The sequence below is a fragment of the Streptomyces odontotermitis genome (assembly GCF_050510915.1).
Lineage (GTDB): Bacteria > Actinomycetota > Actinomycetes > Streptomycetales > Streptomycetaceae > Streptomyces.
The window spans coordinates 496,391-520,605 of record NZ_JBNJLS010000004.1 but is presented as its reverse complement, the minus strand read 5'-3'; the positions used below and the strand labels follow the sequence as shown (position 1 = coordinate 520,605).

General features: G+C 72.8%; 18 protein-coding genes. 7 read left to right on the top strand and 11 right to left on the bottom strand.

What is annotated here, in order from left to right:
* Positions 1-23 precede the first annotated feature (23 nt).
* From ACQB60_RS15660 to ACQB60_RS15610, 11 genes are all read right to left on the bottom strand, one after another.
* Positions 24-1,976, bottom strand: a complete 1,953-nt coding sequence (locus ACQB60_RS15660) for an alginate lyase family protein (protein ID WP_496926572.1) — start codon at positions 1,974-1,976, stop codon at positions 24-26.
* Positions 1,973-4,183 carry a bi-domain-containing oxidoreductase gene (locus ACQB60_RS15655; protein ID WP_496926571.1) on the bottom strand — a complete coding sequence of 737 codons (2,211 nt, stop codon included), beginning with the start codon at positions 4,181-4,183 and terminating at the stop codon, positions 1,973-1,975. The genes ACQB60_RS15660 and ACQB60_RS15655 overlap by 4 nt, the downstream gene beginning before the upstream one ends.
* A gap of 18 nt (positions 4,184-4,201) precedes the next feature.
* Positions 4,202-6,136: an asparagine synthase (glutamine-hydrolyzing) gene (gene asnB / locus ACQB60_RS15650; RefSeq protein WP_496926570.1), complete on the bottom strand. Its 1,935-nt coding sequence runs from the start codon at positions 6,134-6,136 to the stop codon at positions 4,202-4,204.
* A gap of 3 nt (positions 6,137-6,139) precedes the next feature.
* Positions 6,140-7,672 (bottom strand): Wzz/FepE/Etk N-terminal domain-containing protein, encoded by a 1,533-nt coding sequence (locus tag ACQB60_RS15645; protein ID WP_496926569.1) that lies wholly within the window; start codon positions 7,670-7,672, stop codon positions 6,140-6,142.
* On the bottom strand, positions 7,669-9,066 hold the full coding sequence (locus ACQB60_RS15640; RefSeq protein WP_496926568.1) for a Wzz/FepE/Etk N-terminal domain-containing protein: 1,398 nt from the start codon (positions 9,064-9,066) through the stop codon (positions 7,669-7,671). The genes ACQB60_RS15645 and ACQB60_RS15640 overlap by 4 nt, the downstream gene beginning before the upstream one ends.
* Positions 9,063-10,328 (bottom strand): glycosyltransferase family 4 protein, encoded by a 1,266-nt coding sequence (locus tag ACQB60_RS15635; RefSeq protein WP_496926567.1) that lies wholly within the window; start codon positions 10,326-10,328, stop codon positions 9,063-9,065. Before ACQB60_RS15635 ends, ACQB60_RS15640 begins: the two co-directional genes overlap by 4 nt.
* Complete coding sequence (locus ACQB60_RS15630; RefSeq protein ID WP_496926566.1) at positions 10,318-11,634, bottom strand: nucleotide sugar dehydrogenase; 1,317 nt, start codon at positions 11,632-11,634, stop codon at positions 10,318-10,320. Before ACQB60_RS15630 ends, ACQB60_RS15635 begins: the two co-directional genes overlap by 11 nt.
* Positions 11,635-11,707: 73 nt before the next feature.
* Complete coding sequence (locus tag ACQB60_RS15625) at positions 11,708-13,186, bottom strand: sugar transferase (RefSeq protein WP_496926565.1); 1,479 nt, start codon at positions 13,184-13,186, stop codon at positions 11,708-11,710.
* A gap of 640 nt (positions 13,187-13,826) precedes the next feature.
* The gene (locus ACQB60_RS15620) at positions 13,827-14,612 is read right to left on the bottom strand and encodes an SAM-dependent methyltransferase (protein ID WP_496926564.1); all 786 of its coding nucleotides are present in this window, start codon (positions 14,610-14,612) and stop codon (positions 13,827-13,829) included.
* An 82-nt stretch (positions 14,613-14,694) separates the two neighbouring features.
* On the bottom strand, positions 14,695-15,390 hold the full coding sequence (locus ACQB60_RS15615) for a response regulator (protein WP_496926563.1): 696 nt from the start codon (positions 15,388-15,390) through the stop codon (positions 14,695-14,697).
* Positions 15,387-16,757: a sensor histidine kinase gene (locus tag ACQB60_RS15610; protein WP_496926562.1), complete on the bottom strand. Its 1,371-nt coding sequence runs from the start codon at positions 16,755-16,757 to the stop codon at positions 15,387-15,389. Before ACQB60_RS15610 ends, ACQB60_RS15615 begins: the two co-directional genes overlap by 4 nt.
* Positions 16,758-17,123: 366 nt before the next feature.
* Between ACQB60_RS15610 and sbnA the strand changes: the two genes are divergently transcribed.
* From sbnA to ACQB60_RS15575, 7 genes are all read left to right on the top strand, one after another.
* A complete protein-coding gene (sbnA, locus tag ACQB60_RS15605) occupies positions 17,124-18,155 on the top strand; it encodes a 2,3-diaminopropionate biosynthesis protein SbnA (RefSeq protein ID WP_496926561.1) in 1,032 nt (343 codons plus the stop codon).
* Positions 18,155-19,087: an ACP S-malonyltransferase gene (locus tag ACQB60_RS15600; protein WP_496926560.1), complete on the top strand. Its 933-nt coding sequence runs from the start codon at positions 18,155-18,157 to the stop codon at positions 19,085-19,087. The genes sbnA and ACQB60_RS15600 overlap by 1 nt, the downstream gene beginning before the upstream one ends.
* On the top strand, positions 19,084-19,848 hold the full coding sequence (locus tag ACQB60_RS15595) for an SDR family oxidoreductase (protein ID WP_496926559.1): 765 nt from the start codon (positions 19,084-19,086) through the stop codon (positions 19,846-19,848). The genes ACQB60_RS15600 and ACQB60_RS15595 overlap by 4 nt, the downstream gene beginning before the upstream one ends.
* Before the next feature lie 83 nt (positions 19,849-19,931).
* Positions 19,932-20,258: a phosphopantetheine-binding protein gene (locus tag ACQB60_RS15590; protein ID WP_496926558.1), complete on the top strand. Its 327-nt coding sequence runs from the start codon at positions 19,932-19,934 to the stop codon at positions 20,256-20,258.
* Positions 20,255-20,746, top strand: coding sequence for a 3-hydroxyacyl-ACP dehydratase FabZ (gene fabZ, locus ACQB60_RS15585; protein ID WP_496926557.1), 492 nt, complete (start codon positions 20,255-20,257; stop codon positions 20,744-20,746). The genes ACQB60_RS15590 and fabZ overlap by 4 nt, the downstream gene beginning before the upstream one ends.
* Positions 20,743-22,992, top strand: coding sequence for a GNAT family N-acetyltransferase (locus ACQB60_RS15580; protein WP_496926556.1), 2,250 nt, complete (start codon positions 20,743-20,745; stop codon positions 22,990-22,992). Before fabZ ends, ACQB60_RS15580 begins: the two co-directional genes overlap by 4 nt.
* A complete protein-coding gene (locus tag ACQB60_RS15575) occupies positions 22,989-24,215 on the top strand; it encodes a hypothetical protein (RefSeq protein ID WP_496926555.1) in 1,227 nt (408 codons plus the stop codon). The genes ACQB60_RS15580 and ACQB60_RS15575 overlap by 4 nt, the downstream gene beginning before the upstream one ends.

Genomic DNA, 24,215 nt, shown 5'->3' with positions numbered 1-24,215 from the left:
TCCCCCCTCTCTGCTCTGGCGCGCTAGTCGCGGAATCTGAGTGCGGTCGTGAACTCGGCCGTGCCGTCGGCGAATCCGGTGCCGACGAGCGTGGTGGCGGCTTCCTTGCGCCCGAAGCCGGCCGAGTACCAGCCGAGCGGAGGGTCGCTCTCGCCGCGGTGCGCCCGCCAGGACAGCTGGCCGGGCAGGTCGAGCACGGCGGAGCGGTCCTCGCCGTCCCGGGCCCAGGTGAGCACCGCCCGGTCGCCCGCCAGATCCGCGGTGACCGCCGGGCCGAGGTGGAACGCAAGGCGCACGTCCCGGCGCGGGCCGCGCACCTCGTCGACGATCCGCAACTCCCCTTCCGTGGCGGTGAGTTCCGCCCGGCGGCGGTGAACGGAGTCTCCGTAGCCGTCGTGCTCGGCACACCACGTGGAGGTGTCCGCCGCCAGGACGCGGCTGCGGGCCTGCCGGGTCCACAGGAACGGGCCCCCGGAGGCGGACTGGTCGGCGCCGTCCAGCTCCAGGGTGTTGTGGCCGAGGGTCGAGCGGAAGTACCGCCGCCACTCGGGCTGCCCGTGGTAGCAGTACGTCCCCGGGTCGGCGAGGACGTCGACGCCGTCGTGCCGGACCTCCACGGACAGGGCGTCCGCGTGGGCGTGCGCGGCGATGGAGAGGAAGCCGTGCGGGCCGCCGTCGCAGCGGCACCAGATCTCGCCCGCGGCCCCCTGACCGCGCAGCACGGTGAGCCCCGCGTCCGCGAAGTGGTGCGGCCGGTGCGCCGGGCGGGTCACGGCCGGTGCGGTGCCCTTCTTCCCGTACGGGCGGACGAGCGCGGCGAGGAGCGGGGTGCGCACATCGGTGCCGGTCACCGTCGGCCACCAGTCGAGGCGGCCGAACACGGCGTCCCCGGTGGCCAGCAGCGAGGCCCAGCGGTCGGTGCCCGCGCCGTCCACGATCAGGCCGTGCCCGTCGTCGGCGTCCCCCTGGCGCGGCGGCCGCAGGCGGCTGTCGACGACGGCCGCGAGCGCGTCGGTCATCCGCAGCAGCACCAGGCGGAGCGTCCTGGGGACCGGCACCGAGGCGGCGTCCGCCTCGGCCACCGCGGCCAGGCCGAGTTCGAGGACCAGGCCGTGGTACTCGGTGGCCAGCTCGCGGTTGAGGCCGGAGAGGAAGGTGTTGCCGCGCAGGTGCCGCTCCAGCGACGCGAGTGCCCCGTCCCGCCAGCGCGCCGAGGACGGGAACCACCCGAAGGCGCAGGCCGCGGCGAACTGCCCGGCGGCCTCGGCGATGACGTGGTTGTTCGCCGACGAGCCCCGGCTGGGGAAGGCGGCCAGCCAGCGCTGGTGGTGCCAGATCTGGTTCAGGGCCACCGGGTTCTCCTCGAAGAGCCCGGCCGCGCCCGGCCAGCCGTCGAGGAGCCGGCGTATCCACACCCAGGACAGGAGCCGGATGCCCAGCTCGATGCCGCTGATCCAGTGCACGCCGCGCAGCGGCGGGTTGGCCGCCCACCACAGCCGCAGGTGCTGGGCCACGCGCTCGGCGTACCGCTCGTCCCCGGTGACCGCGTAGGCGGCGGCGAGCACGGTGAGGTACTGGTGCCGGGACGGCTCCCAGATCTGCTTGATGTCCCCGACCGCTTCCTCGTCGCGGTACGGCACGTCGAAGGCGTAGCCCCACGGGGCCCGGCGCCCGGTCTTCGGGTCGTACCACCAGTCCGGGTCGGCCAGGTCGTCGCGGGGCACCCCGAAGAACTCGGCGTGCCCGTCGAGCAGCCGGTCCGCCTCGGCGACGAGGCGCTTCGCGGCGTCCGGCGGCACCGCGGCGAGCGCCCCGGCGGGCAGGACCGCGGTGAACCGGGCGCCGGTCACGCGCGGGCAGCTGGGCCGCGCCGAGCGCCACCGGCGCCTGCGCACCGTGTCGCCCACCCGGCCGCCGATCTCCCGCGGCCCCATCCGGGACAGCCGCCGCAGGTACCAGCTCGCACTCATGGTCATCGCGCCCTCGCCAACGTCACCGGGGCGCCGCCCGCGAGGCCCGCCTGCACGGCGAGGGTGGCCGCCGTGGTGGCGGTCAGGGACTCCAGCGGCACCGGCATCGGCCCGCCGGTCCGCACGGCCCGGACGAACGCGGCCAGTTCGGCCTCCTGGCCCTTGTCCCGGGCCTTGGGCAGCCGCGAACTGACCCACCGCTTGCGCCCCGCCGAGCCGTCGAAGTGCACCGAGGCGCGGACGAAGTCGTCGAGCCGCAGCACCTTGCCGTCCGCGACCAGGTCCAGCGTCTCCTTGGGGAAGCCGGGGGCGCCCGTGGTGACGTAACTGACGGTGGCGGTGGACCCGTCGGGGTAGCCCAGGACGACCTGGAGGTCCTCGTTGCCGGGCGTGGTGACGGCGTACACGGACACCGGGTCGGCCGCGAGCAGCCAGCTCACCGTGTCGATGAAGTGGCCGCCCTCGCCCGCGAACCGCGAGCCCTCGGTGCCCTGCCGGAGGTACCAGCTGCCGTGCTCCAGGCGGCCCGCGTTGACCAGGTAGCGGACGCTCGCCGGGCCGGTGCGGACGCCGAACTGTTTCCTGGCCTCCTGCAGCAGCGGCGCGAACCGGCGGTTGAAGCCCACCTGCAGCCGGTCGTTGCCGGACTCCTCGACCGCCGCGAGCACGCCGGAGAGGTCGTCCTCGGTGAGGGCCAGGGGCTTCTCCACGAACACGGCCTTGCCGGAATGCAGTGCCTTGCAGGTCAGTTCGGCGTGCGAGCTGTGCCGGGTCACCACGAACACCGCGTCGACGGACTTGTCGCCGAGCACGGCGTCGAGGTCGGTGGTGGCCCGCGCGAAGCCGAACTTCCGCTGTGCGTTGGCCGCGGACAGCGCCGTCGTGGTGACGACGGTCGACAGCTCGACGCCCTCGCGCTCCGCCAGGTGCGGCAGCAGCATCGACGTCGCGTAGTTGCCCGCGCCGACGAACGCGAGGCGCACCGGCGCCTTGGCGGACCGGGCCGGGGCGGAGGCTCCGCCACTGCGGCGCGGCACCGCGGGCACAGCCACCTCGGGGGCCTCCCGCGCCTCGGCAGCGTGGTCGGGGTGGCCGGCGTACCGGAACAGCACGGCCACGGCCTTCAACTCGCCCTCTTTCAGGCGCTGGTAGGTCTCGACGGCGTCCTCGAAGGCGGCCGTGTGGGAGACCAGGGGCGCCACGTCGACGCGGCCGCGGGCGACGAGGTCGAGGAAGCACGCCAGGTTGCGGCGCTCGGTCCAGCGCACATAGCCGATCGGGTAGTCCCGGCCCTCCAGCTCGTACTCCGGGTCGTAGCGACCGGGCCCGTACGAGCGCGAGAAGCGGACGTCGAGCTCCTTCTCGTAGTACGCGTTCCACGGCAGGTCCAGCTTGCACTTGCCGATGTCGACGACCCGGCCGCGGTCCCTGGCCAACTTGGCGGCCAGCTCCACGGGTTGATTGCTGCCGCCGCCCGCGGCCAGATACACCTGGTCCACGCCGTGCCCTTCGGTGAGCTCGGCGACAGCCGCCTCCACGGCCGCGGATCCGGGGTCGCCGCAGGCCGCCGCGCCCAGGCCCGCGGCGAGCTCGCAGCGCACCGGGTCGGGGTCGGCGCCGACGACGCGGACGCCCGCGGCGGCGAGGAGCTGCACCACCAGCTGCCCGATCAGGCCGAGGCCGATGACCAGGGCCACGTCGCCGAGTTGGGGCTCACCGCGGCGCACGCCCTGCAGCGCGATCGACCCGACGGTGCCGAACGCCGCGTGCTGCGGCGCGAGGCCGTCCGGCACCGGCGTGTAGAGGTTCTTCGGCACCCAGTTCAGCTCGGCGTGCAGCGCGTGCTCGTTGCCCGCGCAGGCCACCAGGTCGCCGACCTTCACGTCGTCGACCCCGGCGCCGACCTGCTCGACCACCCCGCACAGCGAGTAGCCGAGCGGCGTGTAGGAGTCCAGCTTGCCCATGACCTTGCGGTAGGTGGCGGGCACCCCGTTGGTGGCGACGCTCTGCACGACCTTGGCCACCTGGTCCGGGCGGGATCGGGCCTTGCCCAGCATCGACATGCCGGCCTCGGACACCTTCATGAGCTCGGTCCCGGTGGAGATCAGCGAATACGCGCTGCGGACCAGGACACCGCCCGGCTTGCACCCCGGTACCGGAACGTCGAGCACCGCCAGCTCGCCGCTCTTGTAGTTCTGTACAACCTGCTTCACCCGAACTCCTCTGAATTCCTAAGCCGTTAACCGAGTGCTCTGACCGGACCCAGAGGTCGCGTCGCGATACCAGTACTCAAGGGTCAGCACATGCCACAGATGCTTGGAGAAGTCCCGCTGTCCGGCGGCGTCCTCGGCGACCATGCGCGCCAGGGCGTCGCGGCGCAGGAGCCCGCTGTTGACGAGCACGCCGTCGTGCACCACCTCGCGCACCAGGGGCGCCAGGTCCCGGCTCATCCAGGCCCGCAGCGGGGCGCTGAACAGGCCCTTGGGCCGGTACACGATCTCCTTCGGCAGGATCGTGGTGGCCGCCTCCTTGAGCACGGCCTTGCCCTGCCGCCCGACGATCTTGCGGTCGCCGGGCACCGCGAACGCCGCCCTGACCACGTCGACGTCCACGTACGGCACCCGCACCTCGGTGGAGGCGGCCATGCTGGAGCGGTCCGTGTACGTGAGGTTCAGGCCCGGCAGGAACATGCGGGCGTCGCCCAGGCACATGCGGTTGACGAAGTCGTCGAGGTCGTTGTCCTCGTAGACGTCCGCGTGCTCGGTCAGCACGTCCTCGACCGTGCCCGCCAGGTCCGGATCGACCAGGGCGAGCAGCTCCTCCTGGTCGTACATGGTGTAGCTGCGCCGGAACGCGGTCTCCTCCGGCAGCTCCGCGAAGGACAGGAACCGCTTGGCGAACCGCACCGACCTGAATCCGCGCTTGGCGGTGGCGACCGGCAGCCGGTCCACGGCCGCGTGCACCCCGCGCCGCAGCGGCCGCGGGACGCGCTGGTAGCGCAGCGCGAGCGTGTTGGCCAGGTGCTTGCGGTAGCCGGCGAACAGCTCGTCGGCGCCCATGCCCGAGAGCATCACCTTGATCCCGGCCTCCCGGGCGGCCGAGCAGATCAGATACGTGTTGATCGCGGCGGGGTCGCCGATCGGCTCGTCCAGGTGGTGCGTCATCCTCGGCAGCAGGTCGAGCACGTCCGGCGCGATCTCGATCTCCCGCAGGTCGACGCCGAATTGGGCGGCCACCTGCCGGGCGTAGCGCAGGTCGTCCGGCATCGCCTCGAACTTGGCGTCCTCGGCGCGGAACCCGATCGTGTACGCGGCGATCCCGGGCTGGTGGCGGGCGGCGAGCGCGGTCAGCCAGCTGGAGTCGAGGCCGCCGGAGAGGAAGGTCGCCACCGGCACGTCGGACAGCAGGTGCTGCCGGGTGGACTCCTCGACGATCGCGGCCAGGTCCGGCCGCTCGCCGGCCAGGGCCCGCTCCCGGCCCTCGGCGGCGACGTCCTTCAGCCGCCAGTACGAGCCGCGCCGCACCGTTCCGTCGGGCCGGATCCGCAGCCAGCTCCCCGGCGGCAGCTTCTCCGCCTCGCGGAACGCGCAGCGCGAGTCCGGCACCCAGTAGTAGAGGAGCGAGGCCACCAGCGCCGCGTGGTCCACCTCCAGCGTCCCGCCGGTCACGGCCGCGAGGGCCTTGAGCTCGGAGGCGAACACCAGACCCGGGCCGCGCCGGAGCAGGAACAGCGGCTTGATGCCCAACTGGTCGCGGACCAGCACCAGTTCACCGGTCCGCTCGTCGAAGATCCCGAACGCGAACATGCCGCGCAGCCGGGGCAGACAGTCGGTGCCCCAGCGCCGCCACGCCTCCAGGAGCACCTCGGTGTCGGAGGTGCCGCGGAAGCGCACCCCGGCGGCCGTCAGTTCGGCGCGCAGCTCGGGCGCGTTGTACAGCTCGCCGTTGTACGTCAGCGAGAGGCCGTCGGAGACCATCGGCTGGGCGCCGGTCTCGGACAGGTCGATGATGGACAACCGGCGGTGCCCCAGATGCACTTCGCCGTCACCGGCGGCGTGGCTGTAGCGCCCCGCGCCGTCCGGGCCGCGGTGGGCGAGGGTGTCGGTGAGCCGGTCCGTGACGATCTTCCCGTCCGGCCAGCGGTACGTGCCTGCGATGCCACACATGTCCTAGCGCGCCTCCTGGTCGCTGTCCGGGACGCGCGCGGCCGCCCTCGACCGCCGCTCCGCTCGCTGCCCGCCCGACTCGTTCTGCCGGGCAAGGCGCTCGAAGTGGCCGCGCAGCGCGGTGTGCTGCCCGTCCCACAGGGTGCCGTCGGTCCGGTCCCGCGGGTCGGGGTCGATCAGCACCACACCGATCACCGGGACGCGCAGGTCCGCGAGTTGGCGTGCCACCGTGTGCAGCCATGCGGCGCTGCCGTGCCCGGCCCGTACGACGAGCACGGTCTGGCCGCCGAGGAACCGGAGGTCGGTCCACGCCGTGCCGGGCGCGACGGAGCCGACGCCGATCCGGCGCGCCTGCTGCGGCGCGGACTCGGCACGCTCGCCGCTGACCACGGCCGGGTCTCCCGGCCGCTGCCGGTTCGCGAGGTGCGGCCCGGGCAGCCCGTCGACGACGACCACGGGACCCTCCGCCGCCAGCGCGCGGGCGACGTTCAGGGCGAGCACGCTCGTGGTGCGCGCACAGCCCAGTTCGAGCAGCGACACCGGTTCCGCGGAGCCGCGCACGGCGCGGGCCACGGTCGTGGTGAGCCGTTCGCGTGCCGCCCGGCTTCGCTTGCGCTGCCACGGCCCGGCCGACCGGCGGGGCACATGGCGCAGCTCCGCGATGACCGAGGCGCCCAGGTTCGAGGCGATCGCGCGGCGCAGCACGGGGCGGTCCGCCACCACCGAGCCGACCGCTGCCACCGCGAGGCCCAGGACGAGCCCGAGGACCAGCCCGATCGCGGCGTTGGTGGCGGCGGCCCTGGGCACGGACTGCGGCACCGCGCGCGGGGCGTCCACGATCTGCGTACCGGCGATGATCTTGGGTGTGCCGGTACGGGCGTCCGCGGCGCGCTGGTCGAAGTCGGCGATCCGCGAGTTGAGTTCGGCCCTGCGCGCGAAGAGCGACTCGATGGCCGCCGACGCCTTCGGGTCGGTCTCCGTCTCCGGCGAGCGGTCGCCGATCTCCCTGTTCACCTCGGCGAGTTCGCCCCGCATGCGGTCGCGCTGGTCGAGCAGGGCCTTGGCCTCGGCCTTCGCGGTCTCCCGCATCCGCCGCACATGGTCATCGACGAACGCGTCCGCCAGCGCCTTGGCGCGGGCCACCGCGTCCGCGTCGCTGTCGGCCGTCACGTCGATCTGCATCAGGTTGTTGGTCAGGCCGGTGCCCCGGTAGTCCTTCATGAAGTCCTCGGGCTTCTCCGGGGACTTGAGGGCCTGCAGCGCCTTGCCGGCGATCCGCGTGGTGCCCAGCAGCGCGACGTCGGTACGGATCAGCGTGCCGGAGTCGTTCGGCTGGTCCTCCTGGTGCGTGACCAGGACCTTGGTCCGTGCGGTCGGCGGCGGCGGCCGCAGCACCGCCACGGCCGCGCCGACCAGCAGCCCGAGCAGGGCCAGTGAGCACCAGAGGCGGCGGCGCCTGCGCACCGCCACCACCAGCGCGTGCAGGTCGAGGAGCGGAGTGGCTGCCGACGACTCCGCATTCGTGCTCGTCGTCACACGGAACCTCCCGTCCCCTGGCCTCGCGCCGAGAGCGCCAACGTGGCGTCGTCCGGAGAAGGACCGGCGGACCGCGCCGGACGGGGCCGGACCGTCCCGGCGACGACGGCGGCGACGACCTCGTGCCTGCCGTCCGCACACGCCTCGGCGATGCCGGCGAGCTCCGCCGCGGTCCAGGCGCCCGCGCTGAGCACGACCACGGCGCCGGACTCGGCGCCGCGGTCCGGCACGAGCGGCCGGGACACCGAGACCTCCACCACCCGCAGCATGGGGTATCCGCGGCCCGAGGAGTTCCGGGACGGATCGTTCTCGGCCTCGGTGACGAGCTGCCCGGCGGCCCGGCGGGCGGTCTCGTCGCCGTCCGGCACGACGACCAGCAGCCGCCGGGGCGACGGCAGTTGGTCCCGCAGGCGCGCGCACACCCGCCGGTAGCGGATCCGTCTGCCGGCCTCGTCGCCGGACATCTGCGGGGCCGGTGTGTCCCACCGGATGTCCAGGCCGAGGAGCCGGCGGAGCCAGGCCCGCGGGCCGCTTCCCCCCGGCCCGCGCGCGGACCGTTCGGCGGGCACGTCGACGGTGCCGATGACCGTCGAGCCCAGCGCCGCGGCGATCTCCGCCTCGGTGCGCAGCCTGCGGTTCATGCGGGCGGCGGTGAGATGGGCGATGACCGCGACCAGGAAGAACAGCAGCGCCCCGGCGACGACGAACTGCGTCCTCGTCGGCGGTGCCTCGCCCGTCGGCCGGGCCGCGGGGCCCATGACGACCATGTTGGCCCTGCCCGCCGACGGGTCGGTGTCGTCCAGCTTCTTCATGGCCTCCTGCAGCGCGGTGCGCAGCTTCTCCAGCTCGGTGCGGGCCTGCACGCCCTCCACGGTCTTGCCCGGGTCGGCCGAGTTGGCCAGCTCGGTGATGCGGCGGTTGGTCTGCGCGACCTTCTTGCGCAGGGCCTCCGGTCCCGCCGACGTGTCGGGGCCGGTGTCGTCGCCCGCGATCCGCGCGGCGAACGCGACGAACTGCTGGGCCAGTTGATCGGAGAGCTGCTGTGCGCGCTCCGGGCTCTCGGCCGTCCCGGAGATCTTGATGATGTTCCCCTCGGCGGCCTTGGCGCTCACTTCGTCCCGCACGTCGCTGCCGCTGACGCCCTTCCAGTCGAGCGCGGCGGCAGTGCGGTCGGCCACCGCCGAACTGGTCGCGATCTCCGCCTGCGTCAGCAGTTCACGCTCTTCCCACTGCCCCGGCAGCAGCACCGACGCCGATGTCGTGTACCGCGGGGGGAACAGCAGGGAGGCGCCGTAGCCGACGAGCGCGCCCAGCAGGGCGACGATGGCGAGAAGTCGCCAGCGTCGGCGGAGAATCCGCCCGATCGTGACCAGACGTATCGTGTCCTCGCTCAACTGCGCAGCCTCTTCCCTGTGCGGACCGGGGTGCCCGCCGACGCCGCAGTGCGGTCACGGCAGGCGGCGGCGTAGGCGGCGAGCAGCGACGCCTGCGAGTTCTCCCAGGAGAGCGGTCCGCTGATCCGCTCCTGGCCGATCTTGCCCATCCGCGCCCGCTTCTCCGGGTCGTCGAGGAGCAGCGCGATGAGACCGGCGAACTCGGCCTCGTCGTTGGCGGGCGCGTAGAGGGCGGCGTCACCGGCGGAGACGCGCGCCTCCTTGAGGTCGAACGAGACGATCGGCCGGCCCATGGCCATGTACTCCAGGACCTTGTTCATGGTCGACACGTCGTTGAGCGGATTGTGCGGGTCGGGGGAGAGGCACACGTCCGCGGTGGACAGATAGCGCACCAGGTCGGCGTCCGGTATCCGTCCGGTGAACTCCACCTGGTCGTCGAGCCCGAGCTCCCGGGACAGCTCCACCATCGCGTCGAAGGCGTCCCCGGCGCCGACGAACACCGCGTGCCAGTCGGTCCGCCCGACCTCGTCGCGCAGCTTCGCGAGGGCCCGCAAGGCGTAGTCGACGCCGTCCTGAGGGCCCATGACGCCCAGGTAGCACAGCAGATGGGGCTTGCCGCGCTTCAACTCGACCTCGGGCGGCACCGGTTGGAACCGGTCGGTCTGCGGCGCACTGCGCACCACGAAGACGTCCTCCGGGCGACGGCCGCCGCGGCGCACCGCGACGTCCCGGTAGCTCTCGTTCGTGGCGAGCACGATGTCCGCGGCCCGGTAGGTCCGCCGCTCCAGGGCGCAGACCGCGCGGTAGAGCAGGTCCTTGCCGCGGCCGAACCGCGAGAGGTACAGCTCGGGCACCAGGTCGTGCTGGTCGAAGACGAACCGCGCGCCGCGTCTCCTCAGCCACCGTGCCGCCAGGAACAGCAGATCGGGCGGGTTGCAGGCGTGGACCACGTGGACCGGCCCGACCTTGCGGGCGAGCCGGGCCGTGTGCCACAGCGCCGATCCGTACTCCTGCAGATAGCCGGCGGGCCCGCCGGTGGCCGCGCGCAGCGGGTAGCGGTGGATCCGCACCCCGTCGACCACGGCCTCCGGCTCCGTGTCTCTCTTGGTCCCCTGGGGACAGATGACGTGCACGGTCCAGCCCGCGTCGCGCAGTGTGGTGCACTCCTGCCACACCCGCCGGTCGAACGGCACCGACAGGTTCTCCACCAGGATCAGCGCGCGACGGTTCAGCGCGCCGCCAGTGGTCGTGTTACCAAGCAAGGCCCATGTATCCCGGTTCGGCCCGGCGCGCCTCGGCGTCGGGAAGGCGGATGAGGTCGATCAGTACGGGTCCGTCGCCGTGCGGCAGCGCCGCGAGGACGGCCGGATCCTTGGTCCCGACCAGGCACACCTCGGCGTGCTCGAGGACCTCGTCGACGGAGTCGGCGAGCAGCTGCGCGAGGTGCGGGAGGCGGGTCTCGATGTACTCGCGGTTCGCGCCCATCAGCCGGGACAGGCTCACGTTGGCGTCGTGGATCTTCAGGTCGTAGCCCTTGCCGAAGAGCCGCTCCGCCAGCTCGACGAGGGGGCTCTCGCGGAGGTCGTCGGTGCCCGGCTTGAAGGAGAGCCCGAACAGGCCCACGCGGCGCTTGCCGGTGCGCTCGACCAGGTCCACCGCGCGCTGCAGATGGTCGGAGTTGGAAGGCAGTACGTGGGCGAGGATGGGCACCGAGACGTCGGCCCGCCGCGCCGCGTGGACCAGGCTGCGCAGGTCCTTGGGCAGGCAGGAGCCGCCGAAGGCGAAGCCGGGGCGCAGGTAGGCGGGGCTGATGTTCAGCTTGCGGTCGGCGAGGAACACGTCCATCACCTGGTGCGAGTCCACGCCGAGCGCCTGGTAGACCGCGCCCAGCTCGTTCGCGAAGCCGATCTTCAGGCCGTGGAACGCGTTGTCCGCGTACTTGATCGCCTCGGCCGCCGGGACCGGTACCCGGAACACCTCGCCGGGCAGACCCTCGTAGAGCGACGCCACCACGTCGCCGCTGGCCTGGTCGAGCTCGCCGATGACGGTCTTGGGCGGGTCGAAGAAGTCCCGCACACTGGTGCCCTCGCGCAGGAACTCCGGGTTGACCGCTACGCCGACGTCCACCCCGGCCGTGCCGCCGACGTACTTCTCCAGGATCGGCACCAGCAGATTCAGACAGGTGCCCGGGAGCATGGTGCTGCGGAACACGACGGTGTGCCGCCCGCCCCGTTCGGCCACCGCGGCACCGATCTCCTCGGTGACCCGCTCCAAGTACGTGGTGCACAGGCTGCCGTTGGGCTCCGACGGCGTGCCCACGCAGACCAGCGACACCTCACTGGCCATGATCGCCTCGCGGACGTCGCGGGTGGCGCGTAACGCCCCGCTCCGCACGACCTCGGCGGTGAGCTCGCCGATCCGCTCCTCGACCACCGGGGCCTTGCCGTCGTTGACCAGGTCGACCTTCGCCTGGTTGACGTCCACGCCGATGACCTCGTGCCCCATGCTCGCCAGGCACGCCGCCGACACGCAGCCCACGTAGCCGAGCCCCAACACGCTGATTCTCATGATCCGTTCCTCCCCCCAAGCAGGCCCTTCCGGCCCGCCTTCCGTGCACCGACCGGACGACGACGTCCGCACATCAGTAGGCCCCCTGCCCCTGGAGCACCGCCCGCAGCGTCTTCCACAAGATCACCGTGTCCAGGGCGAGCGACCAGTCCTCCACGTACCGCAGGTCGAGGCGGACCGCCTCCTCCCACGGCAGATCGCTGCGTCCGCTGATCTGCCACAGGCCGGTGAGGCCGGGCTTCACGAGCAGCCGCCGCCGGATGTCCGGGCCGTACGCGGCGGACTCCTCCGGCAGCGGAGGCCGTGGGCCGACGAGCGACATCGATCCGGTGAGCACGTTGAACAGCTGCGGGAGTTCGTCGAGCGAGTAGCGGCGCAGCACCGCTCCCACCCGGGTCACCCGCGGATCCCGGCGGACCTTGAACAGCAGCCCCGCGCCCTCGTTGCGGTCGGCCAGCTCGGCGCGTGCGCTGTGGGCTCCCGCGACCATGGTGCGGAACTTGAGGATGGTGAACTCGCGGCCGTCCTTGCCGACCCTGCGCTGGCGGTAGAACGCCCCGCCCCGGCTGTCCACCAGGACGAGCAGCCCGACGAGCGCCATCAGCGGGGCGAACAGCAGCAGCAGGACCGCGGCGCCCAGCCGGTCGACGACTCCTTTGACCGCCCGGCGGCCGCCGGTGAAGATCGGCATGCTGACCCGCAGCAGCGGGATCCCGAGGACCGCGTCGACGTGCAGCCGCGGCCCCGCCACCTCCATCAGCACCGGGGCGACGACCATCTCGGCCTCGCTGCCCTCGAGGTTCCAGGCCAGACGCTGCAGCCGGTCCGGCGACCAGTGCGGGTCCGGGGTGACCGCGACGACGCGGTAGCCGTCGCGGCGGACGTGGCCCGCGACGTCCGTCAGCCGGCCGACGACCGGCACGCCGTCCAGTTGGTCACCTTCGAAACCGAGACCGTCCGGCGTGCACACCGCCTCCACGCGCCAGCCGAGGTGCGGGAACTTGCGGACGCGGGTGACCAGATCGCGCACGGTGGCCGGACTTCCGGCAGCGAGCACCGGTCTCAGGCAGCGGCCTTCCTTGCGCTGTTTGTGCAGCCAGAGGCGGAGCAGATACCGCTCGGTCATGGTGACGAGCGCTATCGCCGGGAGGGCGACGAAGATCCAGAGCTTGATGTTGCGCGAGGTGAGGGCGATTCCGCCGAGCGCGAGGACGACGGCCGCCGTGAACAGCGAGCGCCCGAGCCGGCGGAACTCCTCGGCGCCCTGGCCGAGGACGGCCGGAGCCCAGGCCCGGCTCACCGCGAGCGCCCCGAGCACGAGGAGCTCGGTGCCGAAGGCCAGAAAGGCCCAGTTCTCATGCCAGTTGGCAGCGTCCCGGACCCCGAAGAAGCCGCCGATCGCCGCCACCACGAAGGCGGTGGCCACGGTATCGCTGGTGATCACGGTACGGCGGTACCGCTGCTCCCAGTCGATAGCGGGCTGAGTGATTGCCCCGTTCACCGGACGCCCGCGCGCCGGTAGGAACGGGCTGACTAATTCCCCCTGCTGCACAGACCCCCCCAGGTCGCCAGTGCGCTCGACATGATTGCTCCACACGGTTCCTCCCCCCGGGAGGCCCTCGCCCCCCGCACTGTTGCTCCCCTCGGGAGGCCCCCGCCCCCCGCGCCGCGCTGTTCCTCACCCCGGAAGCTCCCCGCCCCCGGGTGTCACATCCCGGCTGTTGCAGCACTGCATGCGCACCCCGGACCGACGGCAGCGGACCTACTTGGCCTGCCGGACTCTTGTGGTGTGCAGGAACCCGCTGAACCCTTGAGTGCTCCCCACACTCAAGGCCCCTCCCCGGGCTCCAACCTATAGATCATCATTTGTCGCCTCGTGTCCGCATGTGAAGCACGGTCAACATAGACCATCGCGGCCCGTCTGAAGAGGGGATGTGTGGAACTTGTGCTCAACCGTTGAAGCCGGTTCCATCCAACTGAGCGCCCCCGCCGGTGCCTTGGCGGCGCAGGCATGCCGTGTGACCTGGGGAGACGGCCATTGCGAGGGCTGCCGGCACGTGCGCCCCCGAGGTGTCACGGCGCTGTCAACTGGGCCGATATCGGCGCCTGTTGGTTGGATCCTGTCGGTTCTGGGGGGACGGAAAATGGGGCGTCCGGTCATGTGTGGGGCGGGCGTGGGCGGGGTAGCTCGTTCACGGCTTTCCGGCGACCGCGCCGAACTGCGGTAGCGCGACGCCGGATTCGGGTTCCGCGCGCCATTGCGCGCACGACACGAGGCCGGGTGGAAGGAGTTCCAGACCGTCGAAGAAAGCGCTGATTTCCGTACGGCTGCGGGCGGTGATCGGCGGGGTGGCGTTCTCGTTCCAGAACTTCATGGCCGCGATATTGCCTTCGCCACCGAGTTCGGAATCGGTGGTCGGGTGGGTCAGGGCGAGATGACTGCCGGACGGGACCGCGGCCATGATCCGGCGCACGATGTCCTGTGCTTGACCGGTGTCGAGGACGAAATTGAGGATTCCCAGCATCATGACCGCGACGGGCCGGCCGAGATCGAGAGTCGCCGCGGCGCCCTCGATGATGCCGTCCGGGTCGTGCACGTCGGCATCGAGGTAATCGGTGGCTCCCTGCGGGGTGCCGACGAGCAGGCTGCGGGCGTGGACGAGCACGATGGGATCGTTGTCGACATAGACGATCCGGGACTCGGGTGCGATCCGCTGGGCGATCTCGTGGGTGTTGTCCAGCGTCGGCAGTCCGGTGCCGATGTCGAGGAATTGCCGCACTCCGCAGTCGGCGGCGAGGAAGCGGACGGCACGGCCGAGGAAGTCCCGGTCGGCGCGGGCCACGTCCCGGATCACGGGGAACATCGTGGCGACCTGATCACCGACCTGCCGGTCGACGCGGTAGTTGTCCTTCCCGCCGATCCAGTGGTTCCACACCCGGGCGTTGTGCGCGACCCCGATGTTGAGCCGGTCCGCCACGTCCTTCCGGTGCTGGCTCTCCCTCACGTCTTCCCCTCTCCGCTGCCTCGCTCGGTCGTGTGGCCATTGTCGTGCCCATGGCTCACGGTGTCCGGGGGTTCGGCCCGGCGCTCTCCGGCGCGGCGAGTCCCGCGCGGTACGCGAGCAGGGCGGCCTGGACCCGGTTGGTGACGTCGAGCTTGGCGAGGAGGCGGCTCACGTGGAGCTTGACCGTGGAAGTGCTCATGTGGAGGCGGCCCGCGATGTCGGTGTTGGTGAGCCCCTGGCCGAGGAGGGAGAAGACCTCGCGTTCCCGGCCGGTCAGGGTCATGAGCCGTTCGCGTTCGGCGGGGGTGAGGGAGTCGTCGCCGTCCTGGACGGCGGTGAGGACGCGTCGCGTGACCGAGGGGGAGAGCATCGCCTCGCCGGCGGCGACCACGCGGATGGCGTGCAGCAGGTCGCGCGGCGGCGTGTCCTTGCGCAGGAATCCGCTGGCGCCCGCGCGCACCGCCTCGTCGATGTGCTCGTCCAGGGCGAAGGTGGTCAGGATGATCACTTCGGGCGGCGCGGGGAGATCGGCGAGGGCGCGCGTCACGGCGATGCCGTCCTTGCGCGGCATGAAGATGTCGAGCACGACCACGTCCGGCATGCGCTCCAGGGCCTGTGCGATGGCGGCCTCGCCGTCCGCCGCCTCGCCGATGACCTCGATGTCGTCGGCGGTTCCCACGATGGTGCGCAGGTGGGTGCGGACCATGGCGTCGTCGTCGACCAGCAGGACGCTGATCGGGGTCGTGGTCATCCGGAGTGCTCCTCTGCGCCGGCGGTGCCGGGTGTGGTCAACGGGATCTCGGCGTGTATCTCGAAGGTCCGCAGGGGGGTCCGGCCCGCGGAGAAGGTGCCGCCGAGCAGCTCGATGCCCTCGCGCATGCCGGTCAGTCCCCGCCCGGACCCGCTGATCTGCTGCGGCCGGGGCCGCGCCATGGTGGGCGGTCCGTTGCTGAGGTGCACGGACAGCCGGTCGACCTGGTAGTCGAGTCGTACGAGGACGGCCGCTCCCGGGGCGTGCTTGGCCGCGTTGGTGAGCGCCTCCTGGGTCAGGCGGTAGAGGGCGCGCTGCGCGGCGGCCGGGACGCCGACGTGGCGGGGGCCGGTGACCGTGAGCGTGGCGTAGGTGCCGACCGGTTCCCAGCTGCGGATGAGGTCCGGGAGGTCGGCCAGCGTCGGCTGCGCGGAGGTGGTGGCCGGCGTCGACGAGGCGGTGGCCGCGGCCCGGGTGGCCGCCTCTGAGGCTGTCTCCGCGGCCTGGCCTTCGGTCGCGTCATCGGGCTCGTCGGCCGCCGGGGCGGAGGCGTCGCCCGGGTGTGCGCGAGCGGCAGTCTCTGCCTGTGCTCCGGTCGCCCCCTCCGCTCCTGGCGCTCCGGTGGTCGCCCCGGGACAGGGCTGCATCGTCAACACCCCCAGGACCTCGTGGAGTTCGTCCACCGCGCGGCGCCCCGTCTGCGCGATCGCCGCGGCCTCGTGGGCCACCCAGGCGCTGCCCCGGTCCGCGGTGAGTTCCAGGGCTCCCGCGCGCAGCACCATGTGGGTGACCTGGTGGGTCACCACGTCGTGCATCTCCCGTGCGATGCGGGCCCGTTCCTGCGTACGGGCCCGCTGGCGGGCCTGTTCCGCGGTGCGGGCGGCCATCTCCCGGCGGGTGCGGACCAGCATGCCCGCGGTGACGGGGCCCGCGACGAAGCCGAGGAGCTGGGCGGTGATCCGGCTGACGCCGTCGACGCCCCAGACGCCGACGAGGGCCGTGTGCACCACCGTCGCCGCGGCGACGGTGCTCCAAGTCCAGACCTTGGAGCGGCACTTGGTGGCCACCGTGAACAGCGCGACGGCCAGTGGGAACGGGGCGAAGGCGACGATGTCGCCGACGACGGCGGCCCAGGCCACCGTCAGGGGGAAGCGCTGCCGGAACAGCAGCAGCACCCCGAGTGCGACAGCGGTCGTCAGCTCGTCGTCGAAGTGACCGGCGAGGACACCGAAGTCCGCCACGCCCCTGGTCGCGTAGGCGTCCGCGATGCCGAGCAGCGTGGCCGCGGCGCTGAGGCCGACGTCTGTTCTGGTGATGTGCGTTCTGTCGTGGGGCGTGATCGTCGTTGTCCTGTCAGCTTGCCTCACGGCGGTCTTCCTCGTACGTCGATGCGGCGGCCTGAATTCGCGGTGCCAATTCATCATGCCTGGCGACTCTGTGCTTTAAGTTGCCTGCGGCGATCAAATTGGCTGACCGGTCAGGCCCCTATACATCCTTTGGGTAGTCCGCGCGGAAATTCGCTCTCCCAACGTCCCCCTGAATTTCGCCCGTTGCCCGATTCCCGGACCGAAGTGCGCCCGGCACAGTGGGAGTCAGTCATCCGAAAGCGAGAGTTCACAGGGGAGTCGGGTTTGCTCAATCATTGGCGAATCTTTGCTTGCCTCGCGGGATTTCCCGGCCGTGCTCTCCGCTGCGGGAAGGCCGAATCCCGTACGGAACGGAGGTGAGGAATCGTGTCGGCAAGCGTGGACACGAGGACCGGCATTGCGTCGGGAATCCTGGGAACCATCGGCTCGACGCCACTCATAGGGCTCGACCGGCTGAGCCCGGGTCGCGATGTGAAGGTCTTCGCCAAGCTGGAGGCGTTCAATCCCGGCGGCAGCATCAAGGACCGGGTCGCCCACTCGCTGCTGGCCGCGGCCCTGCACGAGGGAGAGCTGGTGCCGGGGCGGTCGACGGTCGTCGAGTCGAGCTCGGGGAACCTGGCGATCGGGCTCGCACAGCTGTGCCGGTTCCACGGACTGGACTTCATCGCCGTCGTGGACGCCCACACCCCGCGGCACACCCTGGCGCGGCTGCGCGCCTTCGGGGCCCGGATCGAGCAGGTCTGCGAGCCCGACCCGGACAGCGGCCAGTACCTGCCGAGCCGGCTGCGCCGGGTCCGTGAGCTGGTGGCGACCGTCCCCGGGGCGTACTGGCCGAATCAGTACGCCAACCCCCTCAACCCGCGAGCGCACGCGGCCACCTTCGAAGAGGTCCTGACGGCGGTCGACGGGCACCGCGTGGACTACCTGTTCGTGGCCACCGGCTCGTGCGGCACCCTGCGCGGCTGCGCCGACTACATCCGCCGGCACGCGCTGCCGACCAGGATCGTCGCGGTCGACGCGGTGGGCAGCGCCATCTTCGGCAGCCGCGTCGCGTGCCAGCGGCTGATCCCCGGTCACGGCGCCGCGATACGTCCGGCCCTGTTCCACCCCGCCGACGCCGACGCCGTCGTGCACGTCTCGGACGTGGAGTGCGTCCGGGCCTGCCGGGCCCTCGTCCGGAGCGAGGCGATCATGGCCGGTGGCTCCTCGGGAGCGGTCGCGGCGGCCTTCGAGTCGTTCAGCACGCGCCTGCCGTCGGGATCCGTCTGCGTGCTGATCTTCCCCGACGACGGCGACCGCTACCTGGAGACCGTCTACTCCGACACCTGGGTGCGCGACACCTTCGGCGCCGACGCCCTCCTGGAGAGCGTCCCGGCCGAGGGGGTGACGGCCCCGTGATGCCGGTGCACGCCCTGTTCCCCGGCCAAGGCGCCCAGACCCCCGGCATGGCGCGGGGCCTCGCCCGGGCCTTCCCCGAGGCCGACGAGGTGTTCGAGGAGGCGTCCGAGGAGCTCGGCATCGACCTGCGGACCCTGTGCTGGGACGCGCCGCCGCAGCTCCTGGCGGCCACCGAGAACGCCCAGCCCGCACTGCTGACCGCCGCCGTCGCCGCCTGGCGGGTGCTCGCGCGGCGGGGCGTGACCCCCGCCTCCGCGGCCGGGCACAGCGTGGGCGCGGTCGCGGCCCTGGTGGCCACCGGCCGGCTGGAGCTGGCCGACGCGGTACGGCTCGTACGGCTGCGCGGCACCCTGATGGCCTCGGCCCCCGGGCGCGGCGGCATGTGCGCGCTCGCCGTCGCGGGACCCGAGCAGCGCGGCGACCTGCTGGCCCGGGCGCGGGGCGAGGGACTCGACCTCGCGGCGGACAACAGCCCGCGGCAGTGCGTCGTGTCCGGCGAGATCACCGCGGTACGCCGCTTCGCCGCGCAGATCGGACCACGGGCCAGGCTGCTGGACGTCTCGCACGCCTTCCACTCGCGGCTGATGGCTCCCGCTGCCGACGCCTGGAGGGACGCCGCGACCGCGCAGCGCCTGGCCGACTCGCCCCGGCCGGTCGGGCTCGTGACCTGCGGGGTCTTCGGCGCGCGGACCGAGGACGTACGGGCGGATCTGGTCGACGCCCTGTGCGCACCGGTCCGCTGGCGGGAGCTGATGGAGCTGCTCGTGGCCGACCGGGGCGCCGCACCCGTGGCCCTCGGGCCCGCCCGCCCCCTGGTGAGCCTGGCACGGCACTTTCCCGGCCGCCCCGTGACCCGGCTGGTGAGCACGCCCCAGGAGGTCGGGGTCGTCCTGCGGGCCCTGGAGGCGGGAAGGGAGGAGGGCACACGATGACGGAACTGACGGAACTGACGGAACCGCAGCGCCGCCGCACGGCACTGGTGACCGGCGGCTCACGCGGCATCGGCCGGGCCTGTGCCCTGGCCCTGGCCGACGACGGACACGACGTGATGGTCCACTGCCGCACCCGCAGGGAGGCGGCGGAGTCCGTCGCCGAAGAGATCAGGGCCAAGGGCCGCCGCGCCGCCGTGGTCCAGGCCGACGTGGGCTCGGAGGCGCAGACCAGGGACATGTTCCGGGCCGTCCGCGAAAAGTGGGGGCACCTCGACGTGACCGTCGTCAACGGCGGCATCACCGACGACGGCTACCTGGCGATGATGAGCCTCGACAAGTGGGAGCGGGTGATCCGCACCAACCTCACCGGCACGTTCCTGGTCAGCCGCGAGTCCGTGAAGCTCATGCGGCGCACCGGCGGCGCCATCGTCCTGATGGCGTCCACCAGCGGCATCCGCGGCCGCCCGGGGCAGTGCAACTACAGCGCCAGCAAGGGCGGAATGATCGCCTTCGCCAAGAGCCTGGCCCGCGAGGTCGCCCCCTGGCACATCCGCGTCAACGTCGTGGCTCCGGGGTTCACGGACACCGACATGTGGCGCGGCCTGCCCCCGGACGTCCGCACCCGCATGACCGAGATCATCCCCGCGGCCCGCCCCGGCACCCCCGCCGAGGTGGCGGCCGCCGTGACCTACGCGGCCTCGGACGCCGCCGGCTACCTCACGGGCCAGGTCATCGTCCTCGACGGCGGCATGACCGTCTGAACCCGCCGCCCCGGCAGCCGACTTGGCGGCTCGCCGCTTCCCCGCCGCACCCCGTTCGCACACCCACCCGAGAAGGGACACCCGTGTCCACGTACAAGGAACCGGCCACGTACAAGGAACTGCTCGACCGGGCGACGGCCCGCGCCGCGCTCAACCACCGCATCAAGGAACTCCTCGTCACCGGCCTCGGCCTGGAGACGCGCCCCGAACTCATCGGTGACGACCAGCCGTTGTTCGGCCGCGGACTGGAGCTGGACTCCCTGGACACGCTGGAGATCGTCGTCATGGTCGACGAGGAGTTCGGCGTCGCCATCAGCGACGACGACCGTGCCGTCTTCGGCTCCGTCAACAAGATCGCCGACTTCGTGGTGACCGAGCGCGGCGACATCCCGCGCGTGGGCGCGGCATGACGGCCGGCACGGCGACCGGCACGACGCCCCCGCTGTCCTTCACCGCCGACGAGATCCGCGGGATGCTCCCGCACCGCTGGCCGCTGCTCCTCGTCGACCGGGCCTACGACGTCCACCCGGGGCGCAGCGGCAAGGGCATCAAGAACGTCACGGTCAACGAGCCCTACTTCGCCGGGCACTACCCCGACCAGTCGATCATGCCGGGCGTCCTCCTGGTCGAGGCCATGGCCCAACTCGTCGCCGTGGTCTACGTGGCGGGCTGGCTCGCCGAGGGTCAGGAGGACGGGGCGGAGCAGGTCGGCTACCTCGGCGCGATCCGGAACATGAAGTTCACGCGGCTCGTCGTGCCGGGGGACCGGCTGACCCTGGAGGCCACCCTGGGGCGCCGGTTCGGCCCCCTCACCCACGTGACGGTCAAGGCGTCGGTGGACGGCGAGACCGCCGCCGAGGGAACGCTGACGGTGTCCCGGAAGGGCGGCCGGTCGTGACCCCGCCCCCGCCCACGTCCGTGCCGGTGATCCGTCCGTACGACGACGCGGACGCCGAGGCCGTCGCCGCGCTCTACAACCGGTACACGGACGTGCCCAACCCCGTGAGGCTTCCGCTCACCGGGGACGTCGTCCGCCGCGAACTCGCCGAGCGCGGCACGGAGATCTTCCTCGTCGTCGAGCTCGACGGCGCGGTCGAGGGCACCCTGGGGATGTTCCGCGGCAACGGCCGCTGGCCGGTCGCCGCCGACGAGGTCTTCGGCGACATGCTGTTCCTCAGCCCCCGCGTGCGCGGCGGGTCCCTCACCGGCGAACTGTTCGTGACCGCCCTGCGCCGGCTGATCCAGGGCGGCGTCGAGGTGCTCCGCCTCACCGCCAACCCCTGCAACCGGCAGGCGTTCCCGCTCTACCGGCAGCTCGGGTGCACCCTCACGGGCCCGCTGGAGGCGGGCGAGGACGGCAACGTGGAGCTCGTCAACCACCTGCTGCGGCTGCGCTCCCGGCTGGCCGAGGAGTACGGCCACCTGGTGCCGGACACGGCACGAACCGGCGCCGTCCTGCGCTACCTGGTGGGCGACCCCGCCCGGCGCGGCCTCGCGGACGACACGGAAGTGGTCGCCGGGCGCCGGGTGCTGCGTACCGAAGTCGTCGTCTCCGGCGTCGAGTTCAGGGCGCTCCTGGACCCGGACAGCGGCGAGGTCCTCTTCTGCGCCGTCGGCAAGGGCCCGGACCCCGAGCGGCTGCCGCCCGCGGCCCCCGCGCCCCCACCCCCGCCCGTACGCGGGCGCCGCGAGGGCGAGTTGAGCTTCGGCATCTGTGCGCGCACCGGCCTGCTGCGGGTCCGCCACGACCGGTGGACCGGGCCGGTCCTGACCCTGACGTGGCCGGTCTTCGGGCCGCCGTTCCTCACCGGATGGCGCCGCACCCTGCCCGTCGCGCCGCGCTTCACCGAGATCGCCGACGGGTGGCGCGTCTCGCAGGACCTCGGGCCGGGCACCCTGCACCGGGAGGTGCGCCTCCACGGAGGCGAACTCGCCGTGTCCACCTGGTGGGAGGGGGACGAGCCCCCCACACAGACGGTGCGCTCCGTACTCGTCAACGGACTGCGCGGCGCCTGGCTCGTCACCGGCGACGGGGGCCGCACCGAGTACCGGCCCGGCGGGCGCGGCCTGTGCCCGCCGGACACCACCGAGATACCCGCCGCCGGATGGTCGCTGCCGAGCCCCGAGGCCCTGGCCTGGTGGGAGCCCACCGACGGCTGGTGCGTCCAGGTGGACCGCGAAGCCGGTACGGACACCCGGCTGATCACCGACTCCGTAATCCACCTGGACGCACCGCCCGCGCACCGCCTCACCCTGCGGTTCTCCCGCGCCGACACCCCGGAGGAGGCGGTGCCGGGCAGCGGGCCCGAGCGGAGCCCGGTGGCGCGCCCGACACCTGACGCCGACCACGCGCCGCCCGCGCTTGCCGTCCCCGCGCGGCAGCCGACCCCCGTGAACGACGCAACTGCCGCATGGGAACGGCACACGGTGACCGGCAAGGACTGCCGCAGGCTCCGGACCGGCGAGGACGACCTGATCCTGTCGGCGGACGCCGGCGGCCTGGTGTCCTGGCGCTCCGCCGACCGCCCCGTGCTGGCGTCGCCGTTCCCCCGGCAGGGGTCGTTCTCCTGCAACCCCCGCTGGCGGGCCGGGATCTGGGTCACCCGCGAGCGTGTCCGGGAGGACCCCGAACACGGCGTCGGCTGGGGCACCGCGCACGACGCCCGGCCGTGGCGGTACGCGGCCGACGGGCTCGACGCCCCCGACATGTCCTGGGGGATCGAACCGCGTCCGGGCGCCGAGGGGACCCTGCTGCGCCTGCGCGTGCACGCCGAACCCCAGCCGCAGGAAGGGGAGTCGGCGCTCTGGCTGACCCCGGCGGCACCGCGCCGGGCCCGGCTTCTCGTGCCCGGCCCGGCCGGGAGCGTGTGGACCGTCACCGAGGAACCCCCCTGGCAGCTGTGGACCGGCCGCCTCGCCCTCGGTCTCGCCGACGGCCGATGGCTGTACTGCGCAGCCCGCTCGGGAGACACCCCGCACATCCTCTTCCGCAGCACCCGCCAGGGCCCCCTGCTGGCCCTGCTCACCCGCAACCGCCCCCGGCACCGCTCCGCAGCGGTGTGGGAGGTCGGCTGCCTTCCCGACGCCGCGACCGCCGAGAGGCGGATCGCCGCTGCCACGCGACCCCAGGAGGACCGCACATGAGTGACACCGCCCCCGACACCGCCCCCGACACCGCCACCGTCACCATGCCCAGCACCGCGACCACCGCCGAGCAGTACGCGCTGCTGCGCACCTCCGCCGGCTGGTGCACGCCGTACGTGAGCCTCGTCCGGATCGAGGGCATGGAGCGGGCCGACGTGCTGGCCCGGCTCCTCGCCCGCGACAGCGCCTACGTGGAGCCGGACACCGTGCGCGACAGCCTCGTCCTGGAGGAGGACGGCGCGATCCGCGACGTGGTCACCCACATCGAACTCGACGAGTCCAGCTGGCTGTTCTCCCCGTCCCGCCCCGACCTGGCGGAGCTGGTGCGCGAGACGGTCCGTGCGTGCGGCGTCGCCGAGGCCGTCACGGTGACCGACGCCGCCGAGGACCATGTCGCGGTCGCTTTCGAGGGGCCCGCCTCGTGGCGGATCGCCGAGAAGCTCCTGGACGAGGAGATCTCCGGGCTCGTCCTGCACGGCGTCGGCCACGTCCGGCTCGACGGCACCGACTGCGTCATGGCGCGCACCGGCACCACCGGCGAGTACGGCTACCTGCTGATCGCGCCCCGACCGGCCGACGCGGCCGCGTGGGTGGCGGAACAGGCGCGGTCCCTCGGCGGCGGCCGCGTCGGTGCCGACGCCCTGGCACGGGCCCGCGGAGAGGTCCGCCACCCGGTGCTGCCCGAGCTGACCGAGGGGCTCTCGGTGCGCGAGGCGGGCCTTGAATGGCTGGTGAGTTGGGGCCGCGAGGATCCGTTCCGGGGGTCGGCCGCGCTGGCCGCCTGCGACCGGCGTGCTCGCGGTCTCACGCCCGTGCTGCTCGCCGCTTCGGAGCAGGCATCGGCAGCGGTACCGGCACCGGTACCGGCACCGGCACCGGGCACCGCCGTGTACGCCGGTGACCGGCGGGTCGGCGAAGTGCGGTGGTGTGCACCGGCCGTTGGCGGACCGGTTGTTGACGTTCCGGCTGGTGGCGCACCGGCTGGTGACGTGCCGGCTGATGGCGTACCGGCCGTCGACGCACCGGCCGGTGAGGGACCGGCCACTGTCGGACCGGCCAGTGGCGAACCGGCCGGTGGCGGACCCGTGCTGGCCTTCGCGGTCCTCGACGCCCCCTTCGACGTTCCCGGGCTCGACCTGGTGGCCGACGGAGGCACCCCGGTGCGCACCGTCTCCTCGCCCGTCGTCGTGCCGACGTCGTGGTCCGAGCGGCTCGGAGACTGA